This is a genomic window from Pseudoalteromonas apostichopi, from assembly GCF_030297135.1.
GTDB lineage: Bacteria > Pseudomonadota > Gammaproteobacteria > Enterobacterales > Alteromonadaceae > Pseudoalteromonas > Pseudoalteromonas apostichopi.
This window is the reverse complement of record NZ_AP028066.1, coordinates 707,798-720,375: the sequence shown is the minus strand read 5'-3', so window position 1 is coordinate 720,375 and position 12,578 is coordinate 707,798. Positions and strand designations below refer to the sequence as shown.

General features: G+C 41.9%; 12 protein-coding genes. 9 read left to right on the top strand and 3 right to left on the bottom strand.

The window, feature by feature from the left end:
* Positions 1-267: 267 nt before the first annotated feature.
* Both QUE86_RS19215 and QUE86_RS19210 read right to left on the bottom strand, forming a co-directional pair.
* Positions 268-1,341 carry a PepSY-associated TM helix domain-containing protein gene (locus tag QUE86_RS19215; RefSeq protein WP_286260569.1) on the bottom strand — a complete coding sequence of 358 codons (1,074 nt, stop codon included), beginning with the start codon at positions 1,339-1,341 and terminating at the stop codon, positions 268-270.
* Between the two features lie 60 nt (positions 1,342-1,401).
* The gene (locus QUE86_RS19210) at positions 1,402-2,262 is read right to left on the bottom strand and encodes a cation diffusion facilitator family transporter (RefSeq protein ID WP_286260568.1); all 861 of its coding nucleotides are present in this window, start codon (positions 2,260-2,262) and stop codon (positions 1,402-1,404) included.
* A gap of 170 nt (positions 2,263-2,432) precedes the next feature.
* Here QUE86_RS19210 and QUE86_RS19205 point away from each other — a divergent pair, with 170 nt between their 5' ends.
* The 9 genes from QUE86_RS19205 to QUE86_RS19165 all read left to right on the top strand — a co-directional run bounded on the left by QUE86_RS19205 (position 2,433) and on the right by QUE86_RS19165 (position 11,588).
* Entirely contained in the window at positions 2,433-2,810 is a 378-nt protein-coding gene (locus QUE86_RS19205; RefSeq protein ID WP_256853831.1) for a hypothetical protein, read from the top strand.
* Between the two features lie 58 nt (positions 2,811-2,868).
* Positions 2,869-3,996: an efflux RND transporter periplasmic adaptor subunit gene (locus QUE86_RS19200; RefSeq protein ID WP_286260567.1), complete on the top strand. Its 1,128-nt coding sequence runs from the start codon at positions 2,869-2,871 to the stop codon at positions 3,994-3,996.
* A 9-nt stretch (positions 3,997-4,005) separates the two neighbouring features.
* Positions 4,006-7,116, top strand: a complete 3,111-nt coding sequence (locus tag QUE86_RS19195; RefSeq protein ID WP_286260566.1) for an efflux RND transporter permease subunit — start codon at positions 4,006-4,008, stop codon at positions 7,114-7,116.
* A 132-nt stretch (positions 7,117-7,248) separates the two neighbouring features.
* The gene (locus QUE86_RS19190; RefSeq protein WP_054552102.1) at positions 7,249-7,734 is read left to right on the top strand and encodes a GNAT family N-acetyltransferase; all 486 of its coding nucleotides are present in this window, start codon (positions 7,249-7,251) and stop codon (positions 7,732-7,734) included.
* 120 nt (positions 7,735-7,854) lie between these two features.
* Complete coding sequence (locus QUE86_RS19185; RefSeq protein ID WP_167658906.1) at positions 7,855-8,361, top strand: DUF2753 family protein; 507 nt, start codon at positions 7,855-7,857, stop codon at positions 8,359-8,361.
* 15 nt (positions 8,362-8,376) lie between these two features.
* Complete coding sequence (locus tag QUE86_RS19180) at positions 8,377-8,988, top strand: superoxide dismutase (RefSeq protein ID WP_286260565.1); 612 nt, start codon at positions 8,377-8,379, stop codon at positions 8,986-8,988.
* A gap of 87 nt (positions 8,989-9,075) precedes the next feature.
* Positions 9,076-10,425: a DNA-3-methyladenine glycosylase 2 family protein gene (locus QUE86_RS19175; protein WP_256853827.1), complete on the top strand. Its 1,350-nt coding sequence runs from the start codon at positions 9,076-9,078 to the stop codon at positions 10,423-10,425.
* A 2-nt stretch (positions 10,426-10,427) separates the two neighbouring features.
* Entirely contained in the window at positions 10,428-10,895 is a 468-nt protein-coding gene (locus tag QUE86_RS19170) for a methylated-DNA--[protein]-cysteine S-methyltransferase (RefSeq protein ID WP_286260839.1), read from the top strand.
* 108 nt (positions 10,896-11,003) lie between these two features.
* On the top strand, positions 11,004-11,588 hold the full coding sequence (locus QUE86_RS19165) for a thymidine kinase (RefSeq protein WP_058584247.1): 585 nt from the start codon (positions 11,004-11,006) through the stop codon (positions 11,586-11,588).
* On the opposite strand, the gene ltaE is transcribed toward QUE86_RS19165, so the two are convergent.
* A complete protein-coding gene (gene ltaE, locus QUE86_RS19160) occupies positions 11,571-12,578 on the bottom strand; it encodes a low-specificity L-threonine aldolase (protein ID WP_286260564.1) in 1,008 nt (335 codons plus the stop codon). The genes QUE86_RS19165 and ltaE overlap by 18 nt on opposite strands.

Sequence of the window (12,578 nt, the reverse complement as noted above, 5' to 3'; positions counted from 1 at the left end):
TAATTTTGCGTGTTCAGAGTATTGGTTTTAATGCGCTAACATAGGTGTTACTGATATTTCTAGTGTTACCTAGCAGGCAGCACCCAAATTTGTGAATAAACAGTTGATATAGCGATGTGGTTGATTGCCACTTTAGCATCAAGTGTTTTGACACCAATTTTACACATTCATGTGATTATATATACGCAGTAATATAGCTTTGGCCGAGAATATGAATTCGTTTAATGATGAAAGGCCGTTGTATAATTAATCTGTCAGATAAAGTGTCTATCTGTAATGCCGTTTGTACCAAAAGTAAACACCTGAGATCGTAAAAAATAACGGTGATAAAGCAAATATCAACCACAATAATTGCACAATTGGGCCTGCAAAATCACCAATATGAAACTTATATTTGAAGTTCCAAGTTTGCGTGGTCAAAGAGCTTTCGCTGGCATCATAACTTGCTACAATATCGGCTGAATATGGGTTTGCCCATACCCAACTATAGGCATGGCTTTCACCTGGGTTCTCTATTCTAAATCCTATGTTGTCACTTGGTTTTTTCGGTAAATAAATTCTAAATAACTTACCCTCAGGAAATACAGTTTGTGCGTTATCAAACGCTTTTTGCACTTGAAAGGGCGTATCCGCTAAAGGGGGAATAACCGCTGGCGGTTTAGGTCTATCTTCAACTGTGTCTTGCATCACAAATTCTAATACGGCTTTGGTTTGTTCTTTCCAGTTAAACGCCATACCTGTGTAAGCAATTAAAATGAGTGGAATTAAAAAATACACACCCAAAACGGTATGTAGCTGATACATCAGTACTCTAAACTTTGCTTTACGCTTAATAGCCAAACGTTTCATACGATTTTTTGGCTTAACCCAAATATAAAAGCCGAGCAGAATTTCAATAATAAGAATGAGCGCACACACCGATACCCAGTTTCTTAGAGGGCGGCTTTTATCGCCATCTTCATAAAGCAGCCAGCGGTGCAAAGCCATGGTAAAGCCATAAATCGTACTGTAATAATCGTATTCATGTAAAACCTGACCATTGTATGGATTAACACTCACATAGCGGTTATTTGCTAGTTGTAATTGCCACGCTAGATCACTGCGCTGCTCTGGCATTACCAGAGTAACAGGTTGTTTAGTTGACGCTGAAACGTGATTGATGAGGTTATCAAAATCAAGTGCTGAAGCCGCTGGCGTTACTGTCCATCTATCACTTTGAGTAAGGTATTGAATGTCTTTTGCGTAAATAAGCAAAGCACCGGTCAAACTTAAACAAATTAAAAATAAACCGCTTACTAAGGCAAGTAATAAATGCGTACGACGTAACCACAACTTTAACAAGATTTGTTCCTTCAGTTTGCTTTAACACAAAACTGAATAGTAAATGATAACGCGAAACATTTACACTAAAACTTGTTCAATGGTACAGCTTTCAATTGCAAAGTTGTTATGTAAAAAGTGACGTATATCATCGTTACTGATGCTTTGCTTGGCACGAAACTTTAGCTCGCAATGAACGTGATGATCATCTATCTGCCATGTTTTAAGGTAATCAACATCAGTGATTGCAAATTGGGCTTTAAGCCTATTGATAGCGTCTGTTACAGCAAAATTATCAGGGGCTGCTTGCATTAAAATTTTACTACTGGCAATTAACAGTAAAATGCCGTGATAAATGACATACATTGAAATCAGCATAGTGGCAATTAAATCAACAATATACCACTGGTAGAGAATGATTAAGGTACCCGCAATGATTACCACAACTGAGGCTAGTGCATCAGACACATTATGTATAAACGCAGCACGAATATTCATACTGTCTTTTGCACCTGCTTTGTAAGTTAATAGGGCGGTGACAAGATCAACAACCAGCGCAAGACCCGCAACCCAAATGATGATCCAGCCATCAATGGGGTCGGGGTTTAAATAGTTGGTGATCGCTTCAAAAATCAAGTAACCACCAATCACAATTAAACTTAAACTGTTAAATAGCGTGGCTAAAATTTCAGCACGTTTATAACCGTATTGATAACGATCATTAGCAGGTTTGGCACCAATTTTTCGGGCAATTAGGGCAATGAATAACGACGAGGCATCGCTTAAATTGTGCAGCGCATCAGCAATTAACGATAAGCTGCCAGAAACGAGGCCGCCAATCACCTGAGCGACAGTTAATAACACATTAATTGCAATTGCCAGCATGAGTTGGCGGGTGCTTTGGTTATTTGTATCGTGATGATGGTGGTGTCCGTGCCCCATATAAATACCTAATTATTGATTTGCTTTATTTTTATACCATGCGTGCCTTTGTAATAAAATGTTTGTATTGGTTTGTTCGCTAACAGATTATAATTTTCTGTTCAAATGCGGGTGGATTTGTTAATTTAGCGCCGATGTACCAATTTTTAGTTCTAATTTTTAGGCTCAATGTGAAAGCTGCATTTATTATTTTGATTAGCGTATTATTGCTCCAGCCACTGCTGGATAGCTTTGATGTGGCCGATCATAATGTTGCGTTTAATCACACCTCGGTACTGCTATCAGAAGAAATTGACCTTGAAGCTCATTGCGCTGCCAATGGCGATCATCAACTACATCAATCAGAGCATGACGAGCTTAGCAAACAGTTGTCTGACTCAGCCGAGAAAGGCCATTGTCATGTTTGTCACAGCCCTGCATTTTTAGATTCGCTGCAATTGTCTGAACCTACTGGTGTCTATTTCACTAAAATTGAATCACTTGATTTCAACTTCAAATCGCCTGACTTAGCACCGCTACATCGCCCACCTATTTTAGCTCTTACTTAATCCCAAACCCTTTTTAGATGTTATTTGGGCTTAGCCCATTTTAAGTAAGAGACAATATATGTATTTAAGAAATTTTATGCGTTATGCATTGCTGTGCGTATGCTACATGACTGTGACAAATATTTATGCGACAGAACAAGCGCATAATCACCAAGAAAATGAGCAAGCTGAACATGCTAATGAAGTCAGTTTAACTGAGCAGCAACAGCAACTAGCTAATATCAAGATTGAGCGCCTTGTACTGAAAAAACACAAGCAAATCTTGTATGCACCGGGCGAAATTAAAGCCAATGGCTATGCCAGTTATTTAGTGTCACCGCGTGTTGATTCAATTGTTGTAAAGCGCCATGCCTTATTAGGGCAGCATGTAAATAAAGGAGACTCTTTAGTCACTTTATTTAGTGGCGAAGTGGCCAGCCAGCAAACTGAATTTAGGTTAGCTGAAGCCGAGTTAAAACGGCTAACTAAAATGACAGCTGGTACGGTAAGCAAAAAGCAAATTCTAACTGCTAAAGCTGAATATGAAGTCGCTTATAGCCGATTAGTTGCCTTTGGTTTATCAAAACAAGCTATTGCAAAAACACTCACCATAAACCCAGAAAAACTCGGTGAATACACCTTGTTTGCACAAACATCGGGGGCAGTTTTAACCGATAACTTTGCCCAAGGTCAGCGAGTCGATTCGGGGATTGAGTTGATGCTAATAGCCGATGAATCAGCGCTTTGGGTTGCTGCTCAGCTTTCAGCTAATCAAGACCGTACTATCAGTAATGGCTCTACGGCGCTGTTAGAAGTTAACGGTAATCGCTATCCAGCAACAGTTATTCAAGAAGCACATACCATTGATGAACAAACACGCTCACGCACCGTTAGGCTCGAGGTAAAAAACATTCAGCATAGTTTGCATCCAGGCATGTTTGCCGATGTGTATTTTCATTTTGAAACGGATAAAGCAGTACTTGCTGTACCTGAAAATGCATTAACTCGCAGCGCAGATGGTGACTGGCAATTGTTTGTCGTTGATGACGATGGCGGCTTTGTCGCCCAAGAAGTGAACCTCGGCAGACGTTTTGGCGATTATCGTGAAGTGCTGGATATTCAAGCCGGGCTTGAAGTTGTCACCCAAGGTGCATTTTTTATTGCATCACAACTAGCTAAAGGCGGATTTGATCCGCATAACCACTAGAGGTGACGCATGTTTAATTTATTAATTGAGGCGGTGATAAAGAACCGTCTACTTGTGCTTTTGGCCTTACTTACGGCGATTGCGGTGAGTGCATTTATGATCCCAAAACTCAATTTAGATGCCTTTCCTGATGTTACGAATGTGCAAGTGGCGGTGAATACCGAAGCACCAGGGCTTGCGGCTGAAGAAGTCGAGCAACTGATCACATACCCGATAGAAGCCGTTATGTATGCACTGCCTGATGTAGAGCAGGTTCGTTCTATTTCTAAAACGGGTTTATCGGGTGTTACTGTTGTGTTTAAAGAAGGGGTTGATATTTACTTTGCTAGGCAACTGGTTTTTGAACGTTTGCAGTCTGCTAAAGAGTTGATCCCATCTGGTGTGGGTATGCCAACCATGGGCCCTAATACATCAGGGCTTGGGCAAGTCTATCAGTATTTACTTGAAGCAAAGCCGGGTGCAAACATTGATAGTATGGCACTGCGTAGTTTAAATGATTGGGTGGTTAAATTACTTATTTTACCTATTGATGGTGTGACCGATATTCTGTCATTTGGCGGTGAGGTTAAGCAGTATCAAGTGAACATAAACCCCAATAAGCTACTTGCTTATGACTTAACACAGCAAGATGTTAGTAACGCCTTAGATGCTAACAACAATAATGTGGGTGGCTGGTATATGAACCGGGGCCAAGAGCAGCTTGTTATTCGTGGTACAGGTTGGTTTACTCCAGGAGACAAAGGGCTTGCTGAGATTGCGCAAACGCCTATCAAAACCATTGATGGTACGGTCGTTAAAGTGGCTGATGTTGCGACTATTGAGCTTGGCAGTGAGATTCGCCAAGGTGCAGTTACCTTGTCTAAACGCAATGATAAAGGCGAAATAGTTAATCGTGGTGAAGTGGTTAGTGGTATCGTGCTCAAACGGATGGGTGCAAATACCAAGCAAACGATTGATGGCATAAACGCGCGTATCGAGATGATAAATCAAGCATTGCCAAAGGATGTTGAATTTAAAGCAATTTACGACCAAGCAGAGCTTATCAGCCAAGCAGTACAAACGGTTATTGATGCACTGCTTTTATCTTTTGTCTTTATTATCATAGTATTAGCACTATTTTTGCTTGATTTAAGAGCGACATTTTTGGTGTTATTGTCGATCCCTATTTCGATTGGCTTAGCACTGAGTGTAATGGCATGGCTGGGATTATCGGCAAACTTAATGTCGTTGGGTGGGATTGCTGTTGCCATTGGTATGCTGGTGGATGGCTCTGTAGTGATGGTTGAGAATGTATTTAGGCACTTAGGGCTTAAGCATAATCAACATAAGCCTTCTTCGGAGCTGGTTGCAATTGCTGCAAAAGAAGTTGCGCGGCCTATCTTTTTTGCTTCTTTGATTATTCTAACGGTATTTTTACCACTGTTTAGTTTTGAAGGCGTTGAGGCTAAGCTATTTCAGCCAATGGCTGTGAGCATTATGCTGGCAATTATTTGTGCAGTAATCGTTGCCTTGGTTGTAGTGCCAGCTCTGTGTGTGTACTTATTTGCTAAGGGCGTGACAGTAAAGCAAAGTATTTTGTTAAAACCTATCGATATGCTTTATCAAAGGGCTTTACAAAAAGCATTGCAGGCTAAACGCGCCGTTTTAGTTACAGCAGGGTTATTACTGATTGTAGCTGCCGTTATGCTACCAAGGCTGGGTACTGAATTTGTGCCAGAGCTTGAAGAAGGCACTATCAATCTACGTGTGACACTTGCTCCCTCTGCAAGTCTCGATACAGCAATCTCAGTTGCACCAAAGCTTGAAGCCATATTGCTTGAATTTAGTGAGGTGGAATATGCGCTGAGCCGAATCGGTCGGGCTGAAGTAGGGGGCGATCCTGAACCGGTTAACAACATTGAAATCTATTTAGGCTTAAAACCTCATGAGCAATGGGTTAACGCGAAAACACGTGTCGAATTGCAAAAATTAATGGAAGCCAAGCTTGAGCAATTCCCAGGGCTTTTGTTTAACTTTTCACAGCCTATAGCAACCCGAGTAGATGAGCTTTTATCGGGTGTTAAAGCGCAATTGGCCATTAAGTTATTTGGTAGTGACCTAGGCGTTTTAACTGAAAAAGGCCAACAAATTGAGCAGCTAGTTCAGCAAATACCTGGCGCTAAAGATGTCGCGATGGAGCAAATAGGCGGCGAAGCACAGCTTATAGTTAAACCCAACCGTTTGGCGTTGTCGCGCTTTGGCTTATCGGTGGCTGATTTGATGGATGTAGTTCAGCACGGTATTGGCGGGCAATCGGCAGGGCAAATCATTAATGCTAATGAGCGCTATGACATTTATGTGCGCATAGCCCAAAGATTTCGCCAAAACCCGAATGTGATTGCAGATCTTCGACTGCGAACCCCCGCGGGTGCCATTGTTAGGCTGGGGGATGTAGCCGATGTACAGATTGAGTCAGGCGCTCCTCAAGTTCGTCGCGATGATGTTCAAAGGCGGGTGGTTATTCAAGCGAATGTGCAGGGGCGAGATATGGGCTCTGTAGTTGCAGATATACGCGCTACCATTGCCGATAAAATGCAGCTACCAAGTGGTTACAGTGTTGCCATTGGCGGCCAGTTCGAAAACCAGCAACGGGCACAACAGCGGCTGATGATTGTAGTGCCTGTGGCCTTGTTACTCATTGCGTTATTGCTTTATTTTGCTTTTAGTAACCTATCGCAAGTGGTGCTTATTCTTGTCAATGTACCTTTGGCTGTGATTGGTGGGGTGATTGCATTGTATGTCTCTGGACAATACTTATCAGTACCCAGCTCTGTAGGGTTTATCACGCTATTTGGTGTTGCGGTATTGAATGGTGTGGTGATGGTCGAAAGCATTAATCAAAGGATTAGTGCCGGAGATAGCAAAGACAAAGCGGTATTTGAAGGAGCTATTTCGAGGTTAAGACCCGTACTAATGACTGCGCTAACCTCAATGTTTGGGCTAATTCCGATGCTGCTTAGCACAGGAATAGGGGCTGAAATACAAAAGCCCCTTGCCACGGTTATTGTTGGCGGGTTGGTCAGTGCAACCTTCTTAACTTTATTTGTACTGCCGGTACTTTATAAGTCGATGAGTAAGTAAATAAAGCAAAATGGGGCTAACGTTTAGTAGCCCCTTTTTTTAATGCAATGTATTTCTGTAAAGGGCGTTTACACCACGCTAAAGCCCTTATAAACTGGGCATTACAATAATGATGTAAAAAAGGAATACAGAGTGAGTAACGCAATTACAATTCGTCCGGCAGTCGCAAGTGATGCTGCAACAATCCTACATTTTATTACCGAACTTGCTATCTACGAAAAAGAACCTGACGCAGTTAAAACAGACGAGCAAGCTATTTTAAAAACGTTATTCAGTGAAGGCGCAACGGCTCATAGTGTTATTTGTTTAGAGGGCGACACACCAATTGGTTTTGCTGTGTATTTTTATAATTACTCAACGTGGCTTGGCAAAAATGGGTTGTATTTAGAAGACCTTTACGTAAGCGCAGATAGCCGTGGTAAAGGTGCCGGTAAGCAAATTATGCAATATCTTGCTAAGCAAGCACTTGAAAAAGACTGTGGTCGTTTTGAGTGGGTGGTACTTGATTGGAATAAACCAGCCATTGATTTTTACGACAGCATTGGTGCTAAACCGCAAAATGAGTGGATTATTTACCGCCTGACAGGCCAAGAGCTTATCGACTTTGCTCATCAATAAGCAATGTTGATGTAGTTGAAAATAAACAAATAAAAACATAAATAAAAATCATTTGCATTTGCGTGTATCAGTGTGTAGTTTAAACACATACTGAGACTGGTATAAGTGCAGGTGATTTTTATGACTCAAACAACACGCCACACACCTTTAACTTCAAACGCCATTGATGATGCGCTTGTCCCTTGGCAACGTGCTATTTATAAAGGCAATTTAGCATTTGAATCTGGCGAACTTATTACTGCGCGTGATCATTACACGGTTGCAAGCAGCTGCGCAGAATCTTTACTCGCACAACTTTCTAATATCCCAATCAACCAGTTGGTTACTCGCTCGTTAGAGCATTGTATTGCAGCATTTGTTGTTGCAACTTTGAATCTTGCAGATACCTTTAAAGTGATGCAAAAACCCGAAAAAGCTTGCACTTGGCTTTGCCATGCTCATCAACAATTAAGTATGCTTTTAAGTCACCCAGAGCTGCAAGTTCGCACCTTGGTCCTGCATCATCATCACAAAACCTACTTTGAGCTGGTTAAGTTTGCCAGCATGGCATCAGCATTTCCGACACTCATTAACCGAATCAATCAGCTATTAGCTGACCATCCCCACAAAACGCAGTTATTACATTAACGATAAGGAATCAGTATGTCTTTTACATTACCCGATTTAGCGTATGACTATGATGCACTTGAACCGCACATTGATGCGAAAACTATGGAAATTCATCATACCTTGCATCATCAAACCTATATCAATAAAGCGAATGTTGCACTAGAGGGCAGCCATTACTCTGAGCAAGATGCTGAAACATTACTACGCACCATTTCATCAATGCCTGAGTCATTACAAAAGGCAGTGCAAGAGCATGTAGGTGGCCATTATAATCACTCATTATTTTGGCAAGTTATGTCACCTAATGGCGGTGGTGAGCCAAGTGAAGAGTTAAATACCGCCATTGTTGATACATTTGGCAGCTTTGACGCATTTAAAAAGCAATTTACTAATGCAGCGGTAAGCCGCTTTGGCAGTGGCTGGGCTTGGTTATGTGTTGATGAAAATAACCAGTTGCTAGTTGAAAGTAGCCTCAATCAAGATAGCCCACTGATGCATAATCATACGCCTATTTTAGGTCTTGATGTGTGGGAGCATGCGTATTACTTGAAATATCAAAATCGTCGCCCTGACTATATTGCGGCATTTTACGAAGTGATTAATTGGCCGGAAGTAGAGCGCCGATATTTAGCCGCACTTAAATAGCTGTTTAAATAGTTAAGGTCCGAAACTGGCTAGTCAAAAAATAATATTCAGTTAAGCTAACGGTATTAGCGTGTAACGAGAATAATTATGACTAGCCAACAATGGCAGACTGCAAGGCAAAGCCGCGATCCACGATTTGATGGGGTGTTTTTTGTGGCGGTAAAAAGTACTGGTATTTATTGCAGACCAATTTGCCCCGCACCAACGGCACAAGAAAAGAACGTTGAATATTACCAATACGCGCACTTAGCTGCGCAAGATGGTTTTCGACCCTGTATTCGCTGTCGCCCAGATAGTGCACCAAATAGCCCAGCTTGGCTAGGTACAAAAACCACCGCATTACGCGCCAAACAACTGATTGATAAAGGTGAGGCCTACGACTGTGAGGTTTTAGCAGACAGACTCGGGGTGTCGAGCCGCTATTTACGCCGTTTGTTTAACCAACATTTTGGACTGTCGATCACCCAATATAGATTATTTAACCAATGCAATTTCGCCAAGCAGCTATTACAAGAAACAGATTTGTCGGTGGCAGATATCGCATTTGCTTCTGGCTTTAATAGTATTCGTCGCTTTAACGATGCTTTTTTAAAGCAGTTAAATATCGCTCCTTCAAAGTTACGTAAGTCAGATAAAAAACCAGCCTCAACATTAACTCTAACACTGGCATTTAGGCCGCCTTATAACTGGCAAGCACTCCATGACTTTTTGCAGCGCCGTTTAATCAGTGGGTTAGAATGGTTGAGCACAACAAGCTATGGTCGCACTTTTAAAGATAAATATTGCCAAGGGCAATTCACTGCGCATTTTGTTGAGCATAAAAACCACTTTAAAGTGGCGATTGATATTGATAACACCCGCTATTTACAGCAAGTGATCCATAACATTCGTCGTGTGCTTGATTTAGACGCCGATACGCATACCATAGAACAGCATTTAGATGCAGAGCTTAAAGGTTCAATGCCGCTTTGTGTTGGCCTGCGTTTACCGGGGATTTGGTCAGATTATGAAGCGGGCATACGAGCGGTCCTTGGTCAGCAGGTTAGTGTAACAGCGGCTCATAACCTAGTGTCACAGCTTGTGAGTGAGTTTAATCAGCAAAGTAATAACCACTATTTTCCAAGCCCTGAATGGGTTGCCAATTCTGAACTCGATTTTTTTAAAATGCCACAATCACGCAAAGATGCGCTACGTCGTTTAAGTGCTTATTGTCAGCAAAACCCAGATAATCAAGAGCTTGATAATTGGTTAGAGCTTAAAGGCATTGGCCCATGGACAGTTAATTACGCCAAACTACGCGGTCAAAGCCACCCCGATATTTTACTGGCGGGCGACTTAGGGGTTAAAAAAGCCCTCGCTGGAATAAGCGAATTTAATAGCGAGCACTGTGCGCCATTTCGCTCTTATTTAACTTTTCAACTATGGCAACAATTATGAGTATGCAACAAGTTATAATGCCAAGCCCCATTGGAGATATTACCATTCAAAGTACATCAAAAGGCGTCAGTTATGTTGGCTTTTACCCAGTAGTTGCGATGCAAACAGAGGCTGTTGATGAGCACACCCTTACACCTATTTTAATATGTATAAGTGAGCTTAATGAATATTTTAATGGTCAGCGTACGCGTTTTACTGTTCCCCTTGATACGCAAGGTACAGAGTTTCAAAGGCAAGTATGGCGTGCGCTGATGGATGTTGAGTTTGGCCAAAGCAAGAGTTATCAAGAGATAGCACTTGCCATTAATATCCCAAAAGCGGTGCGTGCAGTGGGCGCTGCGAATGGAAAAAACCCGATTAGCATTATTGTGCCATGTCATCGAATTATTGGCGTAAACGGCAAGCTCACAGGCTATGCGGGTGGCCTTAAAAGAAAAGAATGGTTACTGAAACACGAAGGCTTGTTATAAAGCAGCAATTTTACTGGGATAACGCTTGAGATAATAAGAGTAAGGTAATAGATGATGTTGTCGCGCGATTAAGGTAGCATATTGCGACTTTAAAACTTGGGCAACATCATGGCACAGCTGTACTTTTATTATTCTGCAATGAATGCAGGCAAATCTACCACACTTTTACAATCTGCATTTAACTACCGCGAACGTGGTATGGAACCGGTTATTTTAACAGCGGCTATTGATGATAGAGCAGGTGTTGGCAAGGTGTCTTCACGTATTGGTTTACAGGCTGATGCGCATATTTTTGATGCAGATAAAGATGTATTTGAATTGATCAAATCATTAAATGCAGAGCAAAAGCGCCATTGTATTTTAGTAGATGAGTGCCAGTTTTTATCAAAAGACCAAGTAATGCAATTAACAGATGTGGTTGATGAACTTGGTATTCCGGTACTGTGTTATGGCTTACGTAACGATTTTAGAGGTGAGCTATTTAGTGGTTCACAATACCTACTTGCCTGGGCTGACAAACTAATTGAGTTGAAAACCGTGTGTCATTGCGGTCGTAAAGCTAACCATGTACTGCGTACCGATGAGCATGGTAATGCGATTGCAGACGGTAATCAGGTAGAAATTGGCGGCAACGACCGATATGTATCGGTGTGCCGCAAACATTATAAAGAATCGTTAAATCTCGGCCGCTAATGCCGAGATAAAGCTATCAATATCTTGCCTAGTGACACCTAAATGGGTCACTAGGCGCAGTGGTTTACCTGGCGAAAATAGCATATTTTGCTCTTTTAGCGCATGTGCCACTGCTTTTAAATCGATATGTTCGGCAACATTTGCGTAAACAATGTTGGTATCGATTTGAAAAGTTGACGTATCAAAACCAGCTAACGTGTTTAACTGCTCTGCCAAATACGCCGCATTATCGTGATCCTCAGCAAGCCTTGCTACGTGATGCTCAAGTGCATACTGACCAGCGGCTGCAAGCATACCTGCTTGACGCATACCACCGCCGAGTACTTTACGCCAGCGGCGCGCTTTATCAATCAGTGCCTTGCTACCTAATAATAGTGAGCCAACCGGCGCGCCAAGTCCTTTTGATAAGCAAATAGACACTGAATCAAAATACTGGGTGATTTCAGTGATATCAACACCTAACTTAACCGCAGCGTTATACACACGGGCACCGTCTAAGTGCAGAGCAAGGTTATGTTTATCAACACATTCTCTGGCTTGTTTAAGATAACTAAGCGGGAGAACTTTGCCGCCAATGGTGTTTTCTAAGCTAAGTAATTTAGTTTTAGCAAAGTGAAAGTCATCGGCTTTAATTGCAGCCACAACTTTGTTTAAATCTATGCTGCCATCGGCATTATTTTCAATTGGTTGTGGTTGAATAGAACCTAATACAGCAGCACCGCCACCCTCAAATTTGTAGTTATGTGCTTGTTGACCACAAATGTATTCGTCGCCACGCTCACAATGCGCCATTAATGCTAGTAAATTGGCTTGCGTGCCTGAGCTACAATAAAGGGCGCTTTCGAAGCCATGGCGCTCAACAGCAAATTGTTCAAGCTGATTAACGCTTGGGTCGTCACCATAAACGTCGTCGCCTACTGGGGCGTCATTCATGACCGCGCGCATGGCTGTTGTTGGTTTTGTAACTGTGTCTGAACGAAAGTCGATCAT